Below are 23,252 nucleotides of genomic sequence, written 5' to 3'. Positions count from 1 at the left end.
CCCGCTTCGCCGGCGAGCGCGGCGAAGATGCGGCTGAACACGCCCATGCGGCTCCAGCGGACGAAGCGGTTGTAGAGGGTCTTGTGCGGGCCGTAGCCCGGCGGGGCATCGCGCCAGCGCAGTCCGCCCTGGATGACGAAGATGATGCCGCTGAGGACGCGGCGGTCGTCCACGCGCGGGATGCCGTGCGAGAGCGGAAAGTGCGGCCGGATGCGCCGCATCTGCGCCGCGGTGAGCAGGAACGGGACGGACATGAGGGCACCTCCGCCCCGTTCAGAATCACGTCCGCCCGCGTCGCCGCAAGCAGATTAATGGGTCCTGAGCCTAGCTCCTCGAAGATCGTCCCCATGCTGTGGTTGTCGAGACCAGGCACACGCACCCGGCCGTCCTCATCCTTCACCGGATAGGGGGAGAGGTTGACGGATGGATGGAGGAACTTGTCGATGAGGGGGCCGAGCGCATCGGCTTCGACCAGCGTGTCGATCTGGTTCCGGAACTTGAACTTGGTCAGGATGTCCTGGACGTTCGGCGAGAAGCCATCGAGGTAGGCGGTGAAGTCGGCCTTCAGCTGCTGCTGGCGCGTTTTCGCGGTGAGGTCGCGCAGCGTGAAGGGCGAGATGTTGTAGAAGGCCTCGCCGGCCACCTGCTTCAGGGGCTGGTCCTGGTCCCGGACTCCGTTCTCGTCGAGAAACGCCTTGCGGGCGAGAACCGCTTCCTTCTTCGGTTCAAGTATCGCGTCAAGCCGGCGAATGACCGTCATCGGCAGGATGACGTCACGGTACTTTCCGCGGACATAAACGTCCCGGAGAACGTCGTCGGCGATTCCCCAAATGAAGTTCGAGATATTCAACCCGCTCAAGAATTCCCCCTCTTGCCGCAAGTCCCAGAGGGTGCCGCAGCCGATGCGGCACCTTAGCCTCTTGCCCTGGTCTCCCGCAACGAAGGCGGCCTGCTCCCCGCGGCCAAGGCGCTGGCCTGCTCGTGCCAGGATGCCGGGAAGGGCCGAAGCAGAGTTGGCAGGCCGACGTCGCACCGGCCCTCCAGGATCGCCTCGACCAGCTCCGGCGCCAGCAGCGTCAGGCTGAGGAGCTTCCCCAGGAAGGACCGATCCATCTTCTCGGCCGCCGCCAACTCGGTCAGCGACCCGTGGAGGCCCTGGTCAAGCATGCGCTGGTAGCGATGCGCCCTGGCTATTGCCTTCACCAGGGCAGGGTCGGCGCGGGTGGTGGTCGAAGACGAAACCTGCGAATCGGGCATCACGACCGTCTTCCTGCCCGGCCGGTGCCGGATGGCCAGCGGCACCCGGACCGTGATGCTGGTCGCCGTGGTCATGCTGCCGACCTCAGCGCATCGGGCGCAATGGCGCCGAGGTCGCGGACGAGTCCGCCGAGCCCGTCAAGCCGCAGCCGAATGTCGGCACCAGCCGGCCCTACCACCACCCGCTCCACCAGCGACCGCACAATCCGCGCCTGCTCCGCGGGAAACAGATGCTCCCAGAGCGGGTCGAGCCGATGCAGGGCGTCCTGCGTCTCGCCCTCAGTCAGGTCGGGCGCCTCCCTGCGCGCCGCCCGCCAGGTGCCGACCACGATCTCCGGCTGCCGCAACAGCGCCCGCACCTGATCCACCACCGCCGCCTCGATCTCCGCCGCCGAAACCCGGCGCACGATGCTGGCGTCGCCGGCCGCATCACCCTTCAGGACCCGCTGGGCCACGTAGTAGCGGTAGAGCCGGCCATTCTTCCGGGCGTGGGTCGGCGACAGCGCCCGGCCATCCACGCCGAAGATCAGCCCCTTCAGCAGCGCCGGCGTCTGCGCCCGATTCTGGTTGGCGCGGACCCGCGGGCTGACCTGCAGCACGGCGTGCGCCCGGTCCCACAGCTCCCGCGGCACGATGCCCTGGTGCTCACCGGGATAGATCTGCCCCTTGTGCGCGGCCTCGCCGACATAGGTCCGGTTGTTCAGCAGCTTATAGACGTCGCCCTTGTCGAGCGTTCGCCCTGCCTTGCTGGTGGCGCCCTCCGCCCGGAGGCGAGTCACCGTCTCAATGCCCGATCCTGTCTCGGCGAAGATTTCGAACACGCGGCGCACCCGCGGTGCCTCCTCCTCATTCACCACCAGCTTCCGTGCCACGACATCGTAGCCGAGCGGCACCTTGCCCCCCATCCACATGCCGCGAGCGCGCGAGGCGGCGAATTTGTCGCGGATCCGCTCGCCAATGACCTCTCGCTCGAACTGCGCGAAGCTGAGCAGGATGTTCAGCGTCAGCCGTCCCATGCTGGTGGTCGTGTTGAAGCTCTGGGTGACGGACACGAAAGTGACGCCGTGCGCATCCATCACCTCCACCAACTTAGCGAAATCCATCAGCGAGCGAGACAGGCGGTCGATCTTGTAGACCACGATCACGTCGACCAGGTCGGCCTGAATGTCGCGCAGAAGGCGCTGTAGCGCCGGCCGCTCCAGCGTGCCGCCGGAGAACCCGCCATCGTCGTAGCGGTCGCGGACCAGTACCCAGCCTTCGGCTCGCTGGCTGGTGATGTAGGCCTCACAAGCGTCGCGCTGCGCGTCGAGTGTGTTGAACTCCTTTTCCAACCCTTCGTCGGTAGACTTACGCGTATAGACAGCGCAGCGGAGCTTCTTGGTCGTCGCCGGCATGGCCGGCTCGATGCGGGCGCGACGGGTCATGCATCACCCCGCGCGCGCAGCCCGAAGAACGTCCAGCCATTCCACCGCGTCCCGGTGATGTGCCGCGCGATGGCCGACAGCGACTGATACGGCCGCCCCTCGAATTCGAAGTCGTTGATGCGCACGGTGACCACGTGCTGCACGCCCTGCCATTCCCGGATGAGGCGTGTGCCGGCCAGCGGGCGGCTGTCGGCGCGGATTCGGCGCAGGACGACGTTGCCGCCATCCAGTTGCTCGCCCAGCGCCACCAGCCGGTCAACGGTCTCGGGCTTCAGCCCGCCATAGGCCAATTCCTGGATGCGATAGGCCAGTCGGCTCTGGATGTAGGCCCGGTTCCAGGGCGGCGGCTCCTTGCCGAACAACTCCCGCCATTGCTCCTTCAGCGCGGCGGTGGGCGCCGCCTGCAGCGCGGCGAGCCGCGGCAGCACCTGCGTCGGTGGAATCTTCGGGATTGTGGGCGCTAGCGCGGGCGCAGTGGATCGTCTGGTCATGCGAGTCCCTTCCTGTTGGGGTTCGCATGCAGGCGCTGGTGGGCGGTGGAGTGTAGGCGAACGTCTCCCACCCCCCGAGCTATCTGTGCATCCCGCGCATGGTCTTCGGCAGCGCGGCTGCGCAGCCGCACCAGGCCGGCGGCCAGGATCGAGCAAACCTCCCGAAGGTGCGACGGGAGCTGCTGGTTCATCGGGCCGGATGCGGGAAGGCTCATCCCAAGCCATTACTCGGCAAGGCCAGAATCCGTATCACGTGACCGTTGCGCCGTGCTCACAACCTCCGATAGAAAGATTACGAATCATCAATTGGAGCTTCGCTTGGCCAAGAACGTCCGAAACTTCGTGAACCGCCTGTTCATGCAGACGGTCGACCTTGGCCTTCTTCAAGAACTCCTTGCGCCGCATGAGCCAGACATGGCCTTTAAGTGGCTTGAGCTTCCTGAAGACGAATCTGCCCAGCGGGATGCCCTCTTCCACCTCTTCCGGGAGCGCGGTGACGAGTTCCCCGATATATTGTTGGATGCGCTTCACTCAATACTGACACTTTCGACACCGAATGGAGCGCGGGCGCTTCAGGAGATTGCCGATGAGCGCGGCGTGCGACTGGCCGAGGAGGCCGAACCGGCACCCGCCGATGATCGGAAGCGCCTGACCGCGCGCCATCTCGCGCTGATCGCCTACCTGCACCACCGCGATATCTTTCAGCGAGCGGTCCATCGGCACGCGTTTTTCGCATCATCCCCCCTCAGGCTGATCGGAGCCAGGAAAGGAGTGGTGCCGCGGCACGAGGACGAGACGGCACGGGAAGCCTTCAAAGCCGCCTGCCGGGAATACTTCGCGCGACGTTACCAGGGGCGCATTTGCGACGTTTACTGGTACCCGGAAGCCACCCACATCAACCTGCTGGTCGAGCACGGGATGAACGCCGTGATCCTTCCCGTAGAAGAGGGCGGCCGGCAGACGACACGTCCTGTCCGCGAGATCACAGCAGACGCCATTTGCTTCGAGCCGGAGACGGGGCTCATCAAGGTGGCGGCCCGCGCCAAGGTCGAGCGCCTGAAGCTGGTGCACCTATTCGCCGAACATCTCCTCGACGATCCCGACTTTTTCTTTGGTCCGAAGAGCGATCAACTTTACCATCTGGCGCCCATCGAAAAGAAGGGCACCACCTGGAAGTTCGAGAACGACTGGGACGACGATCTGAAAAGCGTCAAGGTCGTCGAGATCGAGATCGATGAGGGGCAAGCAGGCAAAGGCGGCCGCGGAGGTTCCCCGTGGAGCCTCCGCATGACCGACACCCTGAATTCCGTGTCCCGGGTCGAGCGCGTGTGTCCAGACATCGATCTCTCGACCTTGAGGGTATCGGGGCTGAAGATGCGGATGCGCTTCGAAATCGACGGGGAGCGACGCGACGTCACGGTCGCGATCAAGGTGCCCAACACAGTCTCCTTTCGCGACCATCTGCTCGAGGCCCGGATATTCGAGCACCTTCGGCTCAACGGATTTCTGATGGATGACGACCCTGCTCGCCTCGCTGCTGCAGCAGATTGATCTGCATCCCATCCGCGCGCTGCCCGCCGCAGCCTGCGTAGGGTGGGAGCCGCTTCGAGATCACCTCCGCCAAGTGGGCATCCTGGCCTGGCGTCCACCGCTGGACGAGGCGGACGCAGCGGATGTCGAGTTTGTTGATGGCGAGCCCTACCTCACCGTCGTCCAAGATGATCTGCATGCGCGTTCGCTCGACATCGACTTTCGCGCGACGGCGGTCGCAATCCGCCGCGACAGCGGGATCACGGGTCCGCCTTTGGAACTGCTGGACGCACGGGTTGTGCGCATCGGTGCCGTCCCGGCCAAACCGTACCCGTGCGGCGTCTACCTGGTACGACTCCTGTCCGACCGGAATGCGCTGGACACCTTGTCGGCCATCAAGGCACGCCATGGTGCGGGTCGCGTGATCATCATGACACCGACATTGCGCTTCCTCAGTCCCGAGACGCTTCGTTTGATTCAGCCACTCGGCGTCACCATCAGCCCCGTCGCCGAGCGCATAGCTGGCGCCCTGCCCGCGCCTTTCCGAATCCTGCTCGACGATCTTGTCAGCGGACAGGATGCGTCTCCGCGCGAGGATGCTCTGCAGATCGACGAGATTCGCTCGGTTGCGGCCTTTCGGGGCAGCGAGCTTTCGCTGACCCCCCGTGAATTCCACGCCCTGCGAGAACTCGCCGGTGCGGCTGCCGACCGCGATCCCATCGTTTCGAGGGGTGCGATCCTGGATGTTCTCGCCAGATACTCGACCCATGGCGAGGAGCCGAGAGACGAGCAGGTGACACTGGTCATCTCGGCCATCAAGAAGGTCATTGCGGCAGCAGCGTCACCGGAAGAGAAAGCCTCGGACGCGCTCATCCGGACCGTTCGCGGTGTAGGGTACGAGCTTCGGCTGCCGGCTGACCGCATCTGGTTTCGACGCTCGGACGCACGAGCAGAATAGCTTCCACATAGGTTCGGATAGCTTCCACACAGGTTGAATCCCCCCGCGAACGGCACGGTCCGCCCATCAACTCGATGGAAAGGACCACCGATGGCTTCCCGCCCCAATCTCCCCGACCTCGCTCCGGCCCACCATCTCGCCGGCGTTGCAGCCTCGGCCCTGTGCCGCAGCCTCGGCCTGCCGCCTGAGGATCGCGAAGACTTCCGCCAGGATCTTCTTGTCGATCTTCTGACCCGTCTTCCTGCCTACGACCCTGCGAAGGGCGAGTTCGGCGCCTTCGCTCGGGTCTGCATCCGGAATGCTGCCGCACTGATCGCCGGCAAAGCCCGTCGCCAGCGCGCTGCCCGCCATCCGCGCTCCCTCGACGATGCCGTTCCCAACACCGAAGGCCTGACGCTGGGCGACACCATCGCGGAGGCGGATGGATACGGCGCGTGGTGCGGCCAGTCCACCGACGCCATCGGCGCGCTGGAACGCCGCCTCGACCTGGAGCGCGCGGCCGGCGCAGTCGCCCCCGAGGACTACCCGCTCTGCGCAGCGCTCAGCGAGCACACGCCGCACGAGTTCGGCGAGCAGAAGACGATGCCGCGCATGCGCATCTATCGCCGCATCCGGGAAATCCGCCTGCGGCTGCTCGCCGCCGGCATCCCCTCCGCCGCCTGATACGGATTTGGAGGTGGATGAGTAATGGCTGTCATGGACACCAGCATCACCGACATCCGCGCAGTGGTGGCGCCTCTCACCGAGGCTTCCCTCTGCGCCTGGCTGGGCGCCGCGGCTCCCGGCGACAGCATCACCTACCACCGCGGCGCGCTCGCCCGGCAGGTCTGCCCGCAGTTGCAGTGCCTGCCCGAGCCGGAGCGCACCGCGCTGCAGCGCCTGGCGGCCCGCGCCTGGAAGCTGGCCGAGCTCGGCCTTGCCGACATCGTGCAGCGCCGCCACGGCTACGAGGACTACGAGTACCTCCTCGTCGCCCGCCGCCGCCCGCGCCGCGTCGCCCCGTCGGCCCTGCCGCTCCTCCTCGCGGAGGCCGCGTGATGGACGCGCTCCGCACCAACCGCCCGACCCTCGACGCGCTGCGCCACATGCAGGTGAGCGACGTCATCGCGCTGCCCGCCGAGCATCTGGCGCTGCTGCAGACCGATGCGCGCGAGGCGCTGGATGCCGCCAAGCGCATGCAGGACTGGATCGAGGCCGCGATCGCGCTCCGCTACGAGCAGCGCGCCATCGGCGCCCGTGCCGCTGCCGGCAAGGACACCGGCACGGTCCGCTTCCAGGACGGCGCCGTGGAGATCGCGGTCGATCTGCCGAAGAAGGTGGATTGGGATCAAGCGCGGCTCGCCGCGCTGTCGGAGCAAATCCGCGCCGGCGGTGAGGATCCCGGCCAGTACGTCGAGGTCAGCTTCAAGGTCTCGGAGCGGGCCTATACCGCCTGGCCCGATCGCATCCGCCAGGCCTTCGAGCCGGCACGCACGGTCCGCACCGGCCGCGCCACCTACCGCCTCGCCATCATGTCCGAGACGGCGCTGCGGGACAGCCCGCATGGCGCCGGCATCATCCCGATGCGGGGAGGCCGCTGATGGCACTGCGCATCATCACCGCCGACGAGCGGCAGGCTGAGGCGCGCGGCATCAAGGCCGTGATCTTCGGCAAGAGCGGCATCGGCAAGACCTACCTCCTGCTAACGCTCGATGAGGGCAGCACGCTCTTCATCGACCTGGAGGCGGGCGATCTCGCCGTGCAGCACTGGCGTGGCGCGTCGATCCGCCCGCGCACCTGGGAGGACTGCCGCGACCTCGCGCTGTTCCTGGCCGGCCCCAACCCCGCGCTGCGTGACGACCAGCCCTATTCCGCCGCGCAGTATGCCCGCGTCCTGCAGACCTATGGCGATCCGGCGCGCATGGATGGCTTCGCCACGATCTTCGTGGACAGCATCACGGTCGCCGGCCGGCTCTGCTTCCAGTGGTGCCGCGGTCAGCCCGAGGCGCATTCGGAGAAGACCGGCAAGCCGGACATCCGCGGCGCCTATGGCTTGCATGGCCGCGAGATGATCGCCTGGCTCACGCATCTGCAGCATGCGCGTGGGCGCAACGTGATCTTCGTCGGAATCCTTGACGAGAAGCTCGACGACTTCAATCGCCGCGTCTTCGTGCCGCAGATCGACGGCAGCAAGACCGGCCTCGAGCTGCCCGGCATCGTCGACCAGGTGATGACGCTGGCGGAGATCAAGCCGGATGCCGCTCCCGGCCAGCCTGCGCTCGCATCCTTCCGCGGCCTGGTCTGCCAGACGCTGAATCCGTGGGGCTATCCCGCGAAGGATCGCAGCGGCCGGCTCGACATGCTGGAGCCGCCGCATCTCGGGCAGCTCTTCCAGAAGATCCGCAGCCCATCGCCGCCGATCGCCGCGCACGGCGCGCCGTCGATCGCGCCGCCCGTCCCTACCCCCAACACCTGATCGGAGCAGAAGCACCATGGCTGCCTGGAACGACTACAACGACGCCCAGTCCAACCCGAACCTGATCCCCAAGGGGACGCTGGCGAAGGTCCGCCTCACCATCCGCCCCGGTGGCTTCGACGATCCGAGCCAGGGCTGGACCGGCGGCTACGCGACGCGCGGCAGCACCGGCGCCGTCTATCTCAATGGCGAGTTCACCGTGCTGGAGGGGCCCTACGCCAAGCGGAAGATCTTCACGCTGATCGGCCTCTACAGTCCGAAGGGGCCGGAATGGGCGGGGATGGGCCGCAGCTTCCTGCGCGGGATGCTGAACTCCGCGCGCGGCATCTCCGACAAGGATGTCTCGCCCCAGGCGCAGGCGGCGCGCCGCATCGGTGGCTTCGCGGACCTCGATGGCCTCGAGTTCGTGGCGAAGATCGAGCACGGCACCGACGCCGGCGGCGAGACCAAGAACGAGATCCGCATGGCGGTGACGCCGGACCATCGGGACTACGCCCAGCTGATGGGGCGGCATGTGGCGCCGGCGGGTTATGCGCAGCCAGCCCAGGCCTACGCGCCGCCCGCCACGCCGGCCATCCCCCAGGGCGCCTTCCCGGCCGCCCAGCCCGCCGCCACCGGCGCCGACCCGCGTCCCGCCTGGGCGCGCTGAGGGAGGGCCGCACCAGCATGATGCTCCGCCCCCGCCAGAAACTCTTCGTCGAGCGCAGCCTTCGTGCGCTCGGCGAACACGGCAACACCCTCGGCGTCGCCCCCACCGGCGCCGGCAAGACGATCATGCTGTCGGCGGCGGTGGGCGAGCATGTCGGCGGCAGCGCCGCCAAGGCCGCGGTCCTCGCCCATCGGGACGAACTGACGGCGCAGAACCTGGCGAAGTTCCGCCGCGTGAACCCCGGCCTCTCCACCTCGGTGGTGGATGCCGGCCAGAAGTCCTGGGGCGGCCAGGTCACCTTCGCCATGGTGCCCACGCTGACGCGCGCGGCAAACCTGGAGGCGATGCCGGCGCTAGACCTGCTGGTGATCGACGAGGCGCATCACGCCGTCGCGGACAGCTATCGCCGCATCATCGATCGCGCCTTGGATCGCAACCCCGACTGCCGGATCTACGGCGTCACCGCCACGCCGAACCGCGGCGACAAGGTCGGGCTGCGCCAGGTGTTCTCGAACGTCGCGGACCAGATCCGGCTCGGCGAACTGATCGCCTCCGGCCATCTCGTGCCGCCCCGCACCTTCATCATCGATGTCGGCGTCCAGGATGAGCTCCGGGCTGTGCGTCGCAACGGCGACGATTTCGACATGGGCGAGGTCGCCCGCGTCATGGACACGGTGCCGGTCACTGATGCCGTGGTGAAGCACTGGCAGGAGAAGGCCGGCGGCCGCCAGACGGTGGCCTTCTGCTCCACGGTTGCGCATGCCGAGCACGTCGCCGCGGCCTTCAACACTGCCGGCGTCCCCACCGTCATGGTCACCGGCGACATGCCGGAGAGCGAGCGGCGCTCCGTCCTGGCCGCCTATGCCCGCGGCGAGGCGCGCATCGTCGTGAATGTCGCGGTGCTGACGGAGGGCTGGGACCACCCGCCCACCTCCTGCGTCGTGCTGCTGCGGCCGAGTTCGTTCAAGTGCACGATGATCCAGATGGTCGGCCGCGGGCTGCGCACCGTGGATCCGGTCGAGCATCCCGGCATCGTCAAGCGCGACTGCATCGTGCTCGACTTCGGCACCTCCTCGCAGATCCATGGCTGCCTGGAGCAGGACGTCGATCTCGACAGCGAACCCGGCGAAGGTGAGCCACCCACCAAGACCTGCCCCTCCTGCGAGGCCGAGGTGCCGATCGCGGTGATGGAGTGCCCGATCTGCGGCCACGCCTTCGAACCCCGCGGGCGCGAGACGGCGCCGCTCGCCGACTTCGTCATGACGGAGATCGATCTCCTCCGGCGCTCGGCTTTCCAGTGGTGCGACCTGTTCGGCGATGACGCCGCGCTGCTGGCCAATGGCTTCAACGGCTGGGCCGGCATCTTCTTCCTGAACGGGGCCTGGCACGCCGTCGGCGGGGCGAAGGAGGAGCGGCCGCGCCTGCTGTCTATCGGCGAACGGCTGGTGGCGCTGGCCGCGGCGGATGACTGGCTGAACACCTACGAGACAGACGAGAGTGCCCACAAGAGCCGGCGCTGGCTGCGCGAGCCGCCGACCGAGCGCCAGCTGATCCACCTGCCGTCGGCAGTCCGGGCCGATCTCGGCATGACCCGCTACCAGGCCTCGGCGCTGCTGACCTTCAAGTTCAACCGCCAGGCCATCCAGCATCTCGTGCGCAGCGCCCAGCCCGCGGCGCTGGGGCAGGCCGCATGATCTATGGCCCGCTCCCCGGAACCGCCCTGCGCCGTCTGCTCCCGCCCGGCGCGTGGCTTTGGCTGGTTCGACCCGGCGCCGCGGAAGAAGCCGCGGCCCTCGGTCTCCTTCTGCTGCATCGCCTGCCAGGGCTTCTGGTCGCGCTTGGCGGGGAGGTCGTCCGCCATGGTTGACCTCACCGAGCAGGAGAAGGCGGCGATGCGCGCGGCCATGCGCCGCGTCGCGGAGACGATGGCCGAGATCGGCTGGGGCACCCGCTTCCAGGAGCTAAGCGAGGCGCAGGTGCTGACCCTGATCGAGGTCGCTGTCGGCGGCTTCCAGGAGGCGATGCAGGCGATCGCCCGGCAGGACGCGGCGGCGGAGGTGCCCTTGTGATGCTCGACTTCAACAGCCGCAGCCAGACATCCGCGCACGTCAATGCCGCCATCGACGCGGCGCTGGTCACGGCCAACCAGGCGACACCGCCGCGCAGCTACCTAGGCGGCTCTCGCCTCGGCCATGCCTGCGAGCGGGCGCTGCAATTCGAGTTCGTGAAGGCCCCGAAGGATGAGGGCGCCGACTTCGATGGCCGGCTGCTCCGCATCTTCGGGATCGGCCACGCGCTGGAGGATGCGGCCGTCGCCTGGCTGCGCGCCGCCGGCTTCGATCTCTATACCCGCCGCGGCGGTGGCGAGCATGGCGAGCAGTTCGGCTTCTCCGTCGCGGGCGGTCGCATCCGCGGCCATGTCGATGGCGTCTTCGCCGGCGGCCCGACCATCCCCGGCATGGCGTTCCCGGCGCTGTGGGAATGCAAGACCATGAATGCCAAGGCCTGGCGCGAGACCTCGAGTAAGGGCGTCGCCGTGGCCAAGTCGATCTATGCGGCGCAGATCGCGGTCTACCAGGCCTACATGGATGCCGCGGTGCCTGGGGTAGCGGACAACCCGGCGCTGTTCACCGCCATCAACAAGGACACGGCGGAGCTGCACCACGAGCTGGTGCCGTTCAACGCGGAGCTGGCGCAGCGCATGTCGGACCGGGCGGTGCGCATCCTGGCCGCGACGGATGCCGGCGAATTGCTGCCCCGCGTTGCCGCCCAGGCCGATCACTTCGAGTGCCGGTTCTGCCCCTGGGCCAAGCGGTGCTGGGCGCTGCCTGTATGACGACATGGGGCGACTTCAACGATGCCGCGCCGCTGCCGGATGACTGCGTGAGCGAACTTCCCGGCGCTGGGCAGTCGATGCTGGAAGCCGCTGGATCTATCGCGCCGGACATCGAGCAGATCGCCGTCTTCCTCGACGTGGTGTTCGGCTATTGCGATGGGCTGATCCCTGTTCGCGGCTTCGTCGACCAGGGCCAGGGACTCGACACCAAGCCGCACAACATCTGGGTCCAGGCCGATCGGCACGCCGCCGCATCCCTCAGCGCCTACGCCACCTGGGCCGCGCGCGAAGGCAGCGCGGTCTATGTCATCCCCGGCACCGTCGCCGAGCAGGGCCACGCCCGCGCCGAGCATGTGCTACAGATGCAGACGGTGGTGGTCGACCTTGACGCTGGCGACATCGTCGCCAAGCTGGCGCACCTCGTCCACCACCTGGGTGCGCCCACCCTCCTGGTGGAGAGCGGAGGCCGCACCGCCGAGGGCGCCGCCAAGCTGCACGCCTGGTGGCGGCTCACCGAGCCGGCCGAGGGCGACGACCTGGCGCGGCTCTGCGCGCTGCGTGGCGAGATCGCGGAGAAGGTCGGTGGCGACCTGCACTTCCGATCCGCGCACCAGCCGATCCGCGTGCCTGGCACGGTCCACCAGAAGCAGGGCGTGCAGCGGCGGGTCATCATCCGGGAGCACCGGCCCCGGGGCGAGGTAGAGCTGCCCGACTTTGCCGCGGCCATTGCCGCCATGCCCACCATGCCGGGCCTGGAGGCGCCCAGCGCCACCACGGGCACCAGTCGGCCCGGGCTCGATGCCGTCCTCACCACGCCGGTGCGTGAGTGCAGCCAGGACGCCTGGACTCGCTTCCAGGGCGCCAGCGCCGCGATCGGCCACTTCGTCCGGATGGTCCACGAGGGGCGCATGACCGGCGACGAGGGCTGGGAGGCCATCTGCCAGTACAACGCCGCCTGCCTCCGCCCCGAATGGCCGCTGGACCGCCTCAAGGTGGAGGCCGATGCGATCTGGGCCGTGCACGTCGACCGCAATGGGCCGCCCCTGCTCCGCGCCGCGGCGCCGCCGCCCGGCGCCATCGCCGTGCACACGCTGGGCGCGCTGCTGGACGACACCTCGCCCATGCCGGACGATCTGATCGGGCCGCGCCTGCTGACCCCGGGTGGGATGCTGGTCCTCGGCGGCGCGCCGAAGGTCGGCAAATCCGACTTCCTCATCAGCCTGCTGGTGCACGCCGCGGCCGGCGCCCCGTTCCTGCGCTTCACGGCACCACGCCCGCTGCGCGTGTTCTATCTGCAGGCCGAGATCCAGTACCACTACCTGCGCGAGCGGCTGCAGCAGCTCCGGCTCGACGCCGCGATCGTTGCCCGCGCTCGCGACACTCTCGTTGCCACCCCGAAGCTCCGGATGCTGCTCGACGAGCGCGGCGTGCCGATGGTGGCTGCCGCCATCCGTCAAGCCTTCCCTGACGCGCCGCCGGACGTGATCTGCATCGACCCGATCCGCAACCTCTTCGACGGCGGCCCCGGCGGTGAGGGCGAGAACGACAACGCGGCGATGCTGTTCTTCCTGCAGAGCCGCGTCGAGGCGCTGCGCGACGAGGTGGCACCCGAGGCGGGCATCATCCTCGCGCACCACACGAAGAAGCTCAGCAAGAAGCAGGTGAAGGACGATCCCTTCCTGTCGCTCTCCGGCGCCTCCGCGCTCCGCGGCTTCTACACCTCCGGCATGATCCTCTTCCGCCCTGACGAGGAGGAGACGCCGCGCGAGCTGCATGTCGAGCTGCGCAACGGGCCCGGCCTCAACCCGCTCCTCATCGACAAGCGCGGCGGCGCCTGGGTGGAACTCGACCGCAAAGGCGAGCGCATCGTGCGGCGTGACGTCGGCGCCCGCCTTGATGCCGAGCGCAGCCGTCGCCACGACGTCATCCTCCAGATCATCGCGCAGGAGGCCCGCGAAGGGCGCGTGTTCACGGGCGGCGCCTTCGCGGCGCAGTTCGAGAACACCCACGGTCTGGGTGGCAACGACACCATCTCGCGCCGCATCAACGTCCTCGCCAACAAGGGCTACATCAAGTTCCTGCGCGCGGCCCCGGAGCATGGCATTCCTGCCAGCAAATCCTCAAAGGGCTATCTGCTGGTGCAGGACATGCTCTTCGCGACGGGCGAGGAGACGATGGATCCCGAGACCGGCGAAATCACGCCCAGGCTGGTTCGCCTGCTCCCCACTCACTTCCAGTCCGACACCAACAGCGCCGTTCTGCCGGTCGAAAACCCCGAGGTCTGGGTGCTGAACGACCCGGAGGTCGAGGCATGATCCGCCCGATCGGAACGCCCCCGCACCGTGCGGAACTTGGCAGTTCCGCAAGTTCCGCAGCGCTGCGGAACTTCCCTGCGGAACTCGATTTGCCCAAGCATTCCAATGGGTTCGCCAAGTTCCGCAAGTTCCGCAAACGGGCTTTGCGGAACTGGCTTGCGGAACTTCAAAACATCCAGCCCGATCAATCGGTTAGGCAAGTTCCGCAAGTTCCGCAAAGTGCCACCCCCCTACGGGGGGTGTGCGTGCGCGCCGCAGCGGCGCGCGCACACCGCACCCGGAGCGGTCAGGTTCAGCCTCGGGCTCCCCCCGATGGGCACCATCCCCGCAAGCCGGGCAGCGACGGCGAGCTCCGCCAAGAACCGCGCCGTCGCCGCCCTCACCAGGATCGCCCCCTATCGGAGACCATCATGGCAGTTGCGACTCTCACCATGCCCGCCGCCCATGCAAGCGGCCCGCCCATCGCCATCCCACCCGCGATCAGCCTGGCGCACCATGCCGTGCTCGCCCTGGATCTCGGCACCACCACCGGCTGGGCGCTGCGCGGTCAGGACGGCGGCATCACCTCGGGCACGATCATCTTCCGTCCCACCCGGTTCGAGGGCGGCGGGATGCGCTTCCTTCGCTTCCGCGCCTGGCTGGCGGAGATCGCTGCACTGTCCGGCCCTGTGGCACGCATCGTGTTCGAGGAAGTGCGCGCCCATGCCGGGACCGATGCGGCGCACATCTACGGCGGCTTCCTCGGGATGCTGAGCGCCTGGTGCGAGGAGCACGAAATCCCCTACGAGGGCGTCCCGGTCGGCACCATCAAGCGCTACGCCACCGGCAAAGGCAACGCCGATAAGGCGAAGATGGTCGCGGCCATCCAGGCCCGCGGCTTCACGCCGGCCGATGACAACGAGGCGGATGCCATTGCCCTTCTGCTCTGGGCCACCGATCCCACGGGAGGCCGCACATGAGCATGCACGGCGCACCACTGCCGCCCCGGTCCTGCCTCGACCGCGGCACGCGCAGCCCGACCAACGAAAGCGAAGTGAACGCCATGCGCGCCGCCGCCTGGCATCGGCACGGCGTGGCCGCGCTGGCTGTCGCCGACATCAGGGACGACTGGCTGCGTCAGGCCATCACCAACGAAGCCAATCGGCGCTGGGGGTGCCGCGACGGGGAGAACCACCATGGCCGGTAAGCGCAAGACCAAGGCATCGAAGGCGAAGCAGGACGACCTGGCGAAGCCCTCGAAGTGGCGGCTGCAGCATGGCGCGTTCTCGGGTCCGATCCGCGCTGCCGATCCCGAAACCGGCACGCCCGTGCAGCATCGCCGCGCCGTAGACACGCTCGGCATGATGCTGGCCAGTGGCAGCATCACGGCGCAGATGCACGAAGCGGGTGAGATTTTCCGCGGGCTGTTCCGCGCTGCCTGCTTCGACAGCATGTCGACGTCGCAGCTCCTGCGCATCCCTGGCTCGCGCGTCGACACGCTCTCCACCATGCAGGTGGAGGCACGACACCGCGTCGCTGCGGCACTCGATTCGCTCGGGGGGCAGGACAGCCCATGCGGCTCCTGCGCGTGGTTTGTCATCGGTCTCGAGTTCTCGGTCCGCGAGTGGTCGATGCGTCAGGGTTGGGCCGGACGAACGGTGCACGGCCCAGTCGGACAGGGCATCCTGGTCGGGTCCCTCGGTATTCTCGCTGTGCACTTCGGGCTGATGCCACGAGCGAGGGTGGCGTGACGCGGGATGATCGGGGCGGTCACCATCGCCCCGATCACGCTGTTACAATTCACCCCGTAGCGGCTCCGAAATCGATAAGGCTAGAAGCAAGATACGTAGAGAAGGTGCGAGAGCGCCGCGGCTGAACAGCCACGCTGCGGCTCGATCGAGACAGTGGCTCTCGAGCCGATGGTTCCTTCCCGGCCCCGCTGTATGCGGGGGGCGGAAGCGCGCAACACTGCTAGCGCCTGGCCCGAAACATGGTTCGCAGTTCGCACCCTTCGCCACTGCTCTCAATCGCTTAGCTGCGAACCATCGCCGCGTCGGTTCGCAGCCGCGGTTCGCATGGTTCGCACCCACCCTGATTCCGGATGGCCCGATGACGCTCCCTTGGATGGCGGCGAAAATCCTGCTGCGCCCGGTGGCGGAGCTGCGAGCGCATCCCGGCAATGCGCGCGTGCATGGCGCCGTGCAGATCGACCAGATCAAGGCCAGCATGCTGGCCTTTGGCTTCACCAACCCGCTGCTGGTGGACGAGGCCGGCGTGCTGATCGCCGGTCACGGCCGGCTTGAGGCCGCGGTCGCGCTCGGCATCGAGAAGGTGCCGACCATCGTGCTGCGGCACCTGTCCGCGGCGCAGAAGGAGGCGTTGCGTCTCGCCGACAACCGCATCGCGGAGAACGCAACCTGGGACCAGGCGCTGCTGCGCAACGCGCTCGCCGCGGCGCAGGCGGCGCCGGACCTCGACCTCTCGGCGCTCGGCTTCTCTGCCGCGGAGCTCGACGACATCCTCGCGGCGGCTGGAGATGCCGTGTCCGACGGCGACGCGCGCGAGGCCCTGTCGACGCCCGCGGTCCAGGGGGGCGGGGACGGCGCGGCGGTGACGGAGGAGGCACTTGCGGCGGATGATCCCGCCGATGCCGAACCGGACCCGCCGCGCCGGGCCGTCACCCGACCGGGCGACCTCTGGCTGCTCGGTGAGCACCGCCTGCTCTGCGGCGACAGCACCGATGCGGCCTCGGTCGGGCGCGTCATGGGCGCGGACCGCGCGGCACAGCTGTTCACCAGCCCGCCCTATGGGAACCAGCGCGACTACACCACGGGCGGCGTCTCCGATTGGGACGCACTGATGCAGGGTGTGTTCCAGCATCTCGACGCGGCCATGCGGCCGGACGGCCAGGTGCTGGTGAACCTCGGCCTGATCCATCGCGACAATGAATGGCAGCCCTATTGGTCCGGCTGGCTCGACTGGATGCGCGCCCGCGGCTGGCGCCGCTTCGGGCTCTACACCTGGGACCAGGGGCCGGGCCTGCCGGGCGACTGGAACGGGCGGCTGTCGCCCGCCTTCGAGCTCCTGTTCCACTTCAATCGCGAGGCCCGCCGCCCGAACAAGATCATCCCCTGCCGCTGGGCGGGGCACGTCAATTCCGAGAAGGGTGGCCTCCGCGCGAAGGACGGCACCGTCGGCGAGTGGCAGCACGCTGGGCAGGGCGTGCAGGAGACTCGAATCCCAGACAGCGTGCTGCGCATCACGCGGCACAAGGCCCGCGGCATCGAGACGGAGCATCCCGCGGTGTTCCCCGTCGCGCTGCCGGACTTCCTGATGCGCGCCTATGCCGACGAGGGCGACGTGGTGTTCGAGCCCTTCGCAGGCGCTGGCACCACCATCATCGCCGGCCAGCGCACGGGCCGCCGCGTGCGGGCGATCGAGCTCGCGCCCGCCTATGTCGACTTGGCCGTGGCCCGGTGGCGGATGCTCCATGCGGACCTGCCGGTGACTTTGGCGGAGGACGGGCGCGATTACGATGCCGTTGCCGCGGCGCGGATTGAGGTCACCGCCAGTGCAGCCTGATCTCGTCGTTTCCGCCCTGCCGGTCGCATCGCTCGTGCCCTACGCCGAGAACGCACGCACGCATTCAGCGTCCCAGGTGGCGCAGATCGCCGCCTCCATCGCCGAGTTTGGCTTCGTGAACCCGGTGCTGGTCGACGCCGAGGGCGTGCTGATTGCTGGGCACGGCCGCGTCATGGCGGCGAAGCAGCTCGGGCTGGCCTCGGTGCCGGTGCTGCGGCTCGGCCATCTCTCTCCCGCGCAGGCGCGGGCGCTGCGCCTGGCGGACAACCAGATCGCCCTCAACTCCGGCTGGGACGAGGCGCTGCTCGCCGCGGAGATCGCCCGCATCCGCGACGAGGCGGTGGTGGACCTCGACGTCCTGGGCTTCTCTGGGATGGAGCTCGACCGGCTGCTCGCTGCCGCGGACGCGGGCCTCGGCGAAGACGATGCCGACGAAGCACCCGAGCCGCCCGCAGTGCCGGTCACCCGCCCAGGCGATTTGTGGCGATGCGGCGATCACCGGCTGCTCTGTGGCGATGCGACGAAGCTGGCTGACGTGCAGCGCGCGCTCGGTGTGGATCGGCTCGCGGACATGGCCTTCACGGACCCGCCCTACAACGTCGCCTACCAGGGTGGCACCGCGGCGAAGATGACCATCGCCAACGACGCGCTCGGCTTCGGCTTCCTCGACTTCCTGCGGCCGGCGCTCGCCAACCTGCTCTCGGTGACGAAGGGCGCCTGCTATGTCTGCATGTCATCGTCCGAATGGCCGACGCTGCATCGCGTCTGGCAGGAGGCGGGCGGCAAATGGTCCAGCACCATCATCTGGGCGAAGAACACCTTCGCGCTCGGCCGCGCTGACTATCACCAGCAGTTCGAGGCCATGCTCTACGGCTGGAAGGCCGGCGCGCAGCACTATTGGTGCGGCGCGCGTGACCAGGGGAATGTCTGGCACTTCGACAAGCCGGCGCGGAATGACTTGCACCCCACCATGAAGCCTGTCGCGTTGGTGGAGCGGGCCATCCGCAACAGCAGCAAGCCGCGTGACACGGTGTTGGATTGCTTCGGCGGTTCGGGCACCACGATGATCGCTGCAGAGCGGACGGGGCGGCGTGCTGTGCTGCTGGAGATCGATCCCGCCTATGCCGATGTCATCGTGCGGCGTTGGCAGGAGACGACCGATGAAGCCGCGGTGCTGGAAGGCGATGATCGCAGCTTCACCGATGTCGCAGAGGCACGATTGATGATTGAGAAAGCCCAATCATAGCAATGAGATCACGCTGCATCTCGCTTGGCTCGGGCGCAGCACAGCGCGAATGGTCCGTCGCGCGCAGGGGATGGCCCCTGCACCAGGACGGAGACGACGATGACCAAGCCCACCATCCTCCCCACCGCGAACGAGGCCTGGGGCTTCTGGGGCACCATGGGCGAGCGCTCCGCAGCCGCCTGGCCGATCGCTTTCGCCACTATCCACGACGCGACGGGCACGGATCCGGACTCGGTGCGGGCCTTCCTCGACAGCCGCCACGGGCGCCACTTCGCCGACGAGGTCAGCAACCACCTCCACGCCGGCGCCGCCCTGCCGGACGCCATCGCGCGCGCCACCGCCACTTGGATGGGCTGGCGCATCGGCCGCCGCACCAGCCGCGAGATCGGCATCCCGGCGGGGCTGCCCTACCTGACGGGCTTTGTGATCAGCGAGGGCATCGCCGCCGACGCCGCGCGCGAGGACTGACGCACCCGGCCAGCCGCCCCGCGGCGCCGCCACCGCCTCGCCGGGACGCCCTGCGGGGCTCGGGGTGGTAGCACCCGGCTCCTCGGGTGCCGAACCGGAGACCCCGACGATGAAGCTTTCCGACACCCAGCGCGTGATCCTCACCGCCGCCGCGCAGCACGAGATGGGCCTGGCCCGCGCGCCCAAGAACCTGCCGGCCGCCGCCCGCAACGCGGTGTTTCGCAGCATGATCAAGGCCAGCCTGCTCACCGAGATCAACGCGCCGCGCGAGCATGTCGGGCTCGGCTGGCGCCAGGACGAGGACGGGACCTGGATCGTGGCGCGGATCACGGACGAGGGGCTGCGCGCCATCGGGATCGACCCGAACGAGGACGACAGCACGGCGGCAGACGACGCCACGCAGCACCACCAGGAGGAGCCGGCGCAGGATGCGCCCACGGCGCCCACGGGCGGGGAGGACGCCGAGCCGGCGGACGACGTGACCACCATGCCCAAGGCGGCGCCCACGCGCGCCCCGCGGGCCAGCCTGCGCGATGCCGCCGCGGCCTTCCTGGCCGCATGGAACGCCAGCCCTGCGCAGGACGCGACCGACAACGCGATCAGCCGGGCGGTCGAGCAGCTCCGCGCCACCCTCGCCGGCAAACCCACTCGCACGCCGCGGGATCGCGCGGCGCCGCGCAAGCCGCGCGAGGGGACCAAGCAGGAGACCGTGCTCACCCTGCTACGCCGCCCGGAGGGCGCCACCATCGCGCAGATCAGCGATGCGACCGGCTGGCAGCAGCACACGGTTCGCGGGTTCTTCGCGGGCCTCAAGAAGCGCCAGGGCATCGAGGTCCAGGTGCTGGAGCGCATCCGCCAGGTCGGCCCGAACAAGGAGGGCGCGCGCGGGAGCTACAGCATCTACCGCATCTCCGACTGACGCGGCGCAGCCACAGCACCGCACATCATGATCAGCGCCGCGGATCATCGGCTCCCGCGGCGCTTTCTCGAGTTGGCTCTGCCAAGCCACAGCGCGAAGCGTCCGTCACGCGCAGGGCATCCCGCCCTGCCACGGCGGAGACGGACGATGCAGCAGACGGACACCATCACGCAGCTCCAGGGCCTTGCCGACCACGCACGCTTGAGCCACGCGCACTGGCTGCGCAGCGCACGGCAGGGTGGCAGCGGGAGCTACGGCCCTGCCTATTGCATCGAGGGCGCGGGCACCTGGCGCCGCCGGCTTGGCGAGCTGCTGGCGCAGATCCGCAATGCGGAGCGGGCGCGATGAGTGCCCGCAGGGAACGCCGCTGGATCGTGCTGGCGCAGGATGGCCGGCACGTCACTTTGGGGCGGGCGGTACGACCTTCGGTCAGCGAGATTGCCGCCGCGAGCGATGGCTTGGCACGGCAGGGCCTCGCTGGATGGATCGCCACGCTGGACGGAGACTACTGGGGCCGCGGACAACTGACGCTCGCACCCACGCAGACCATTGGCGCCGACGTGACGCCGGACTGGCCGGCGGCAATCACTGCCTTCGAGCAAGCTCGCCAGCGCGCGCGGCGCGCTGCCTGACCCCGACCCCGCGCGCGGCGGGAGAGATGCCGCCGTGCCAGAACTGACCCCATCGACCCGCGAGGCGGCCCGCCGCATCGGCATCACCGAGACCGCACTGCGCAAGGCCGAGCAGACCAGCCGGATCGCGCGCGAGCCCGATGGCCAGTGGGACATCGACAAGACCCGCCGCCGCCTGATCGAGACCGCCGATCCGGTGCGCTCGCCATTGGCAGGCGGTGGCGGGACCACCAGCGCCAGCGACGGCACACCCTTCGCCCGGCTGAAGGTCGCGCAGCTCGCGCTGAAGGTGGAGGCGCAGCGCCTCGCCCTCGACGAGACCAGGCGCCGCCTGGTCGATGTCACCGAGGCGAACGCCGCGCTGGACGAGATCGGCAGCACGATGCGCGACGCGCTGCTGAACTGGCCCGCCCGCGTCTCCGGCCTGATCGCCGCCGAGATCAGCGTCGACCCGCATCTGCTGCAGACCATCCTGCGGAGTCACATCAACGATCTGCTGACGGAGGCCGCCGATCGCTTCGATCCCGCAGGTCTCGGAGGGGATCGGTCTCCGCAGCCGTGAGCATGTCCGCCGGCGTGTCGGCGCGATGCTGCGGCCGCCGCCGCAGCTCACTGTCTCGGAATGGGCCGAGCGGCATCGCATGCTGGGTAGCCGCGCCTCGGCAGAACCGGGGCCATGGCGCACCAGTCGCACGCCTTATCTGAAGGACGTGATGGACGCGCTGTCGGCGGTGCACCCCGCCCGGCGCGTCGTGTTCATGAAGGGCGCGCAGGTCGGCGCGACCGAGAGCGGCAACAACTGGCTCGGCTACATCATGCACCACGTGCCAGCGCCGGCGCTGGCGGTGCAGCCGACCGTGGAGCTGGCCAAGCGCTTCTCACGCCAGCGCATCGACCCACTGCTGGAGGAAACACCCGCGCTGCGGGAGCGAGTTGCTCCGGCCCGGGCGCGCGACAGCGGCAACACCATGCTGTCGAAGGAATTCCCCGGCGGCATCCTGGTGCTGACGGGCGCCAACAGCGCGGTGGGCCTGCGCTCGATGACGGCGCGGTTTCTGTTCCTCGACGAGGTCGACGCCTATCCCGGCGATGTCGCCGGCGAGGGCGATCCCATTGCCCTGGCCGAGGCCCGCGCTCGCACCTTCGGCTGGCGGCGCAAGGCCTTCCTGGTTTCGACCCCGACCATCGCTGGGCGCAGCCGGATCGAGCGGGAATACCTCGCCAGCGACCAGCGCCGGTTCTTCGTGCCGTGCCCCGAATGCGGGGAGATGCAGTGGCTGCGGTTCGAGCGGCTGATCTGGGAGAAGGGCGCGCCGGAGACGGCGCGGTATCACTGCAACGCCTGCGACCACCCCATGCAGGAGCACGACAAGACCGCCATGCTTGGCGGCGGCGAGTGGCGCGCGACGGCCGAGGGGCAGGATCCGCACACGATCGGCTTCCACATCTCGGCGCTTTACTCGCCCGTGGGCTGGCTCTCCTGGGAGCAGATCGCCCGCGATTGGGAGGCCGCCCAGGGCAAGCCCGAGGACATCAAGACTTTTCGGAACACGGTGCTGGGCGAGACCTGGCAGGAGCAGGGAGAGGCGCCGGATTGGGAGCGGCTCGTCGAGCGGCGCGAGGATTTCGCTATGGGGGTCGTCCCGCCCGGTGCGCTGGTGCTGACGGCCGGCGTGGACGTCCAGGATGATCGCCTGGAATGCGACGTCTGGGGCTGGGCCGAGGGCTTCTCCTCCTGGCTGGTCGATCACGTGGTGATCCCAGGCAGCCCGCGGGATCGTGCGCCCTGGGACGAGTTGGCCCGGGTGCTGGCGCGCGACTGGCCGCGCCAGGGCGGTGGCGCGATGCGCATCGCCCGGCTCTGCGTCGACACTGGTGGTCGCGACACTGCCGCCGTCTATGGCCACCTGCGCCGACTGCGGGATCCGCGGATCGCGCCGACCAAGGGGATCGACGGGTGGAACCGGGCGCAGCCGGTGCAAGGCCCGACGTCGGTGGATGCACTGGTCAATGGCCAGAAGCTGCGCCGCGGCCTCAAGCTGTGGACGGTGTCGGTCTCGACCTGGAAGGCCGATCTCTATCGGCGGCTCTGGCTCGGCCGCGGCGACGCGGAGGAGCTGCCACCCGGCTGGGTGCATCTGCCGCGCGCGATCGAGGTGGAATGGATCAAGCAGCTGGTCGCGGAGCAGCTGCGCACCACCAAGGACCGCCGCGGCTTCGCGCGGCAGGAATGGGCCAAGCTGCGGGAGCGGAACGAGGCGCTGGACTGCGCGGTGCTGGCGCGGGCGGCGCTGTGGCTGCTTGGTGCCGATCGCTACGGCGAGCGGTTCTGGCAGCAGCTGCGGGACCAGATTGCGGACGCACCGCTGCATGCGAGCGAACTTCCCGCCGGCGGGAATGTCGCTCACCCGTCGCCGTCGGCGGCCGCGGCGGTGCCTCCATCCGACAGCCAGCGCCCGCGGGGCTGGCTCGCGCCGCGGAACGGCTGGCTTCGCTGAAAGGAGGACGAGC

Annotated in this window: 26 protein-coding genes and 1 pseudogene; 22 read left to right on the top strand and 5 right to left on the bottom strand. The window is 68.9% G+C overall.

Going from position 1 to position 23,252, the window contains the following annotated elements:
• From H596_RS0119345 to H596_RS0119325, 5 genes and pseudogenes are all read right to left on the bottom strand, one after another.
• On the bottom strand, positions 1 to 254 hold a 254-nt coding region (locus H596_RS0119345; RefSeq protein WP_037302135.1), incomplete at its 3' end, for an IS5 family transposase.
• Between the two features lie 239 nt (positions 255 to 493).
• Positions 494 to 850: pseudogene (locus H596_RS24945) on the bottom strand (type I restriction-modification system subunit M N-terminal domain-containing protein); the annotation flags it as partial.
• 62 nt (positions 851 to 912) lie between these two features.
• Positions 913 to 1,332: a hypothetical protein gene (locus tag H596_RS24800; RefSeq protein WP_037302132.1), complete on the bottom strand. Its 420-nt coding sequence runs from the start codon at positions 1,330 to 1,332 to the stop codon at positions 913 to 915.
• Entirely contained in the window at positions 1,329 to 2,681 is a 1,353-nt protein-coding gene (locus tag H596_RS0119330; protein ID WP_027286256.1) for a recombinase family protein, read from the bottom strand. Before H596_RS0119330 ends, H596_RS24800 begins: the two co-directional genes overlap by 4 nt.
• On the bottom strand, positions 2,678 to 3,172 hold the full coding sequence (locus H596_RS0119325; protein WP_027286255.1) for a DUF2924 domain-containing protein: 495 nt from the start codon (positions 3,170 to 3,172) through the stop codon (positions 2,678 to 2,680). Before H596_RS0119325 ends, H596_RS0119330 begins: the two co-directional genes overlap by 4 nt.
• 318 nt (positions 3,173 to 3,490) lie before the next feature.
• Here H596_RS0119325 and H596_RS0119320 point away from each other — a divergent pair, with 318 nt between their 5' ends.
• The 22 genes from H596_RS0119320 to H596_RS0119210 all read left to right on the top strand — a co-directional run bounded on the left by H596_RS0119320 (position 3,491) and on the right by H596_RS0119210 (position 23,239).
• On the top strand, positions 3,491 to 4,723 hold the full coding sequence (locus H596_RS0119320) for a hypothetical protein (protein ID WP_156910205.1): 1,233 nt from the start codon (positions 3,491 to 3,493) through the stop codon (positions 4,721 to 4,723).
• On the top strand, positions 4,686 to 5,660 hold the full coding sequence (locus H596_RS0119315) for a winged helix-turn-helix domain-containing protein (RefSeq protein ID WP_027286253.1): 975 nt from the start codon (positions 4,686 to 4,688) through the stop codon (positions 5,658 to 5,660). The genes H596_RS0119320 and H596_RS0119315 overlap by 38 nt, the downstream gene beginning before the upstream one ends.
• Positions 5,661 to 5,750: 90 nt before the next feature.
• On the top strand, positions 5,751 to 6,323 hold the full coding sequence (locus H596_RS0119310; protein ID WP_027286252.1) for a sigma factor: 573 nt from the start codon (positions 5,751 to 5,753) through the stop codon (positions 6,321 to 6,323).
• 33 nt (positions 6,324 to 6,356) lie between these two features.
• Complete coding sequence (locus tag H596_RS24035; protein WP_027286251.1) at positions 6,357 to 6,698, top strand: hypothetical protein; 342 nt, start codon at positions 6,357 to 6,359, stop codon at positions 6,696 to 6,698.
• Positions 6,698 to 7,240 carry a hypothetical protein gene (locus tag H596_RS0119300; protein WP_027286250.1) on the top strand — a complete coding sequence of 181 codons (543 nt, stop codon included), beginning with the start codon at positions 6,698 to 6,700 and terminating at the stop codon, positions 7,238 to 7,240. Before H596_RS24035 ends, H596_RS0119300 begins: the two co-directional genes overlap by 1 nt.
• Positions 7,240 to 8,115 (top strand): ATP-binding protein, encoded by an 876-nt coding sequence (locus H596_RS0119295; RefSeq protein WP_027286249.1) that lies wholly within the window; start codon positions 7,240 to 7,242, stop codon positions 8,113 to 8,115. The genes H596_RS0119300 and H596_RS0119295 overlap by 1 nt, the downstream gene beginning before the upstream one ends.
• A gap of 16 nt (positions 8,116 to 8,131) precedes the next feature.
• Positions 8,132 to 8,764, top strand: a complete 633-nt coding sequence (locus tag H596_RS0119290) for a hypothetical protein (RefSeq protein ID WP_027286248.1) — start codon at positions 8,132 to 8,134, stop codon at positions 8,762 to 8,764.
• A 17-nt stretch (positions 8,765 to 8,781) separates the two neighbouring features.
• Positions 8,782 to 10,458, top strand: coding sequence for a DEAD/DEAH box helicase (locus tag H596_RS0119285; protein ID WP_027286247.1), 1,677 nt, complete (start codon positions 8,782 to 8,784; stop codon positions 10,456 to 10,458).
• 165 nt (positions 10,459 to 10,623) lie between these two features.
• On the top strand, positions 10,624 to 10,833 hold the full coding sequence (locus H596_RS24795; RefSeq protein WP_027286246.1) for a DUF6511 domain-containing protein: 210 nt from the start codon (positions 10,624 to 10,626) through the stop codon (positions 10,831 to 10,833).
• Positions 10,833 to 11,600, top strand: coding sequence for a hypothetical protein (locus H596_RS0119275; protein ID WP_027286245.1), 768 nt, complete (start codon positions 10,833 to 10,835; stop codon positions 11,598 to 11,600). The genes H596_RS24795 and H596_RS0119275 overlap by 1 nt, the downstream gene beginning before the upstream one ends.
• On the top strand, positions 11,597 to 13,915 hold the full coding sequence (locus tag H596_RS0119270; protein WP_051213482.1) for an AAA family ATPase: 2,319 nt from the start codon (positions 11,597 to 11,599) through the stop codon (positions 13,913 to 13,915). Before H596_RS0119275 ends, H596_RS0119270 begins: the two co-directional genes overlap by 4 nt.
• 431 nt (positions 13,916 to 14,346) lie before the next feature.
• Positions 14,347 to 14,874, top strand: a complete 528-nt coding sequence (locus H596_RS0119260; RefSeq protein WP_051213480.1) for a crossover junction endodeoxyribonuclease RuvC — start codon at positions 14,347 to 14,349, stop codon at positions 14,872 to 14,874.
• Positions 14,871 to 15,101, top strand: coding sequence for a hypothetical protein (locus H596_RS0119255; protein WP_027286242.1), 231 nt, complete (start codon positions 14,871 to 14,873; stop codon positions 15,099 to 15,101). Before H596_RS0119260 ends, H596_RS0119255 begins: the two co-directional genes overlap by 4 nt.
• Positions 15,091 to 15,645, top strand: coding sequence for a hypothetical protein (locus H596_RS0119250; protein WP_027286241.1), 555 nt, complete (start codon positions 15,091 to 15,093; stop codon positions 15,643 to 15,645). The genes H596_RS0119255 and H596_RS0119250 overlap by 11 nt, the downstream gene beginning before the upstream one ends.
• 373 nt (positions 15,646 to 16,018) lie before the next feature.
• Positions 16,019 to 17,476, top strand: a complete 1,458-nt coding sequence (locus H596_RS0119245; protein WP_245584088.1) for a site-specific DNA-methyltransferase — start codon at positions 16,019 to 16,021, stop codon at positions 17,474 to 17,476.
• On the top strand, positions 17,466 to 18,722 hold the full coding sequence (locus tag H596_RS0119240; RefSeq protein ID WP_027286239.1) for a site-specific DNA-methyltransferase: 1,257 nt from the start codon (positions 17,466 to 17,468) through the stop codon (positions 18,720 to 18,722). Before H596_RS0119245 ends, H596_RS0119240 begins: the two co-directional genes overlap by 11 nt.
• A 99-nt stretch (positions 18,723 to 18,821) precedes the next feature.
• Complete coding sequence (locus H596_RS0119235; RefSeq protein WP_027286238.1) at positions 18,822 to 19,190, top strand: hypothetical protein; 369 nt, start codon at positions 18,822 to 18,824, stop codon at positions 19,188 to 19,190.
• Positions 19,191 to 19,299: 109 nt separating this feature from the next.
• Entirely contained in the window at positions 19,300 to 20,109 is an 810-nt protein-coding gene (locus H596_RS24790; RefSeq protein ID WP_051213478.1) for a DUF3489 domain-containing protein, read from the top strand.
• Between the two features lie 147 nt (positions 20,110 to 20,256).
• Positions 20,257 to 20,457 (top strand): hypothetical protein, encoded by a 201-nt coding sequence (locus H596_RS0119225; RefSeq protein ID WP_027286237.1) that lies wholly within the window; start codon positions 20,257 to 20,259, stop codon positions 20,455 to 20,457.
• On the top strand, positions 20,454 to 20,741 hold the full coding sequence (locus H596_RS22615; RefSeq protein WP_037302129.1) for a hypothetical protein: 288 nt from the start codon (positions 20,454 to 20,456) through the stop codon (positions 20,739 to 20,741). Before H596_RS0119225 ends, H596_RS22615 begins: the two co-directional genes overlap by 4 nt.
• A 34-nt stretch (positions 20,742 to 20,775) precedes the next feature.
• Entirely contained in the window at positions 20,776 to 21,303 is a 528-nt protein-coding gene (locus H596_RS23210) for a hypothetical protein (protein ID WP_027286236.1), read from the top strand.
• A gap of 25 nt (positions 21,304 to 21,328) precedes the next feature.
• Positions 21,329 to 23,239, top strand: a complete 1,911-nt coding sequence (locus H596_RS0119210; RefSeq protein WP_027286235.1) for a phage terminase large subunit family protein — start codon at positions 21,329 to 21,331, stop codon at positions 23,237 to 23,239.
• Positions 23,240 to 23,252 lie beyond the last annotated feature (13 nt).

Source organism: Rubritepida flocculans DSM 14296 (assembly GCF_000425365.1).
GTDB lineage: Bacteria > Pseudomonadota > Alphaproteobacteria > Acetobacterales > Acetobacteraceae > Roseococcus > Roseococcus flocculans.
This window is presented reverse-complemented; position numbering and strand designations above follow the sequence as displayed.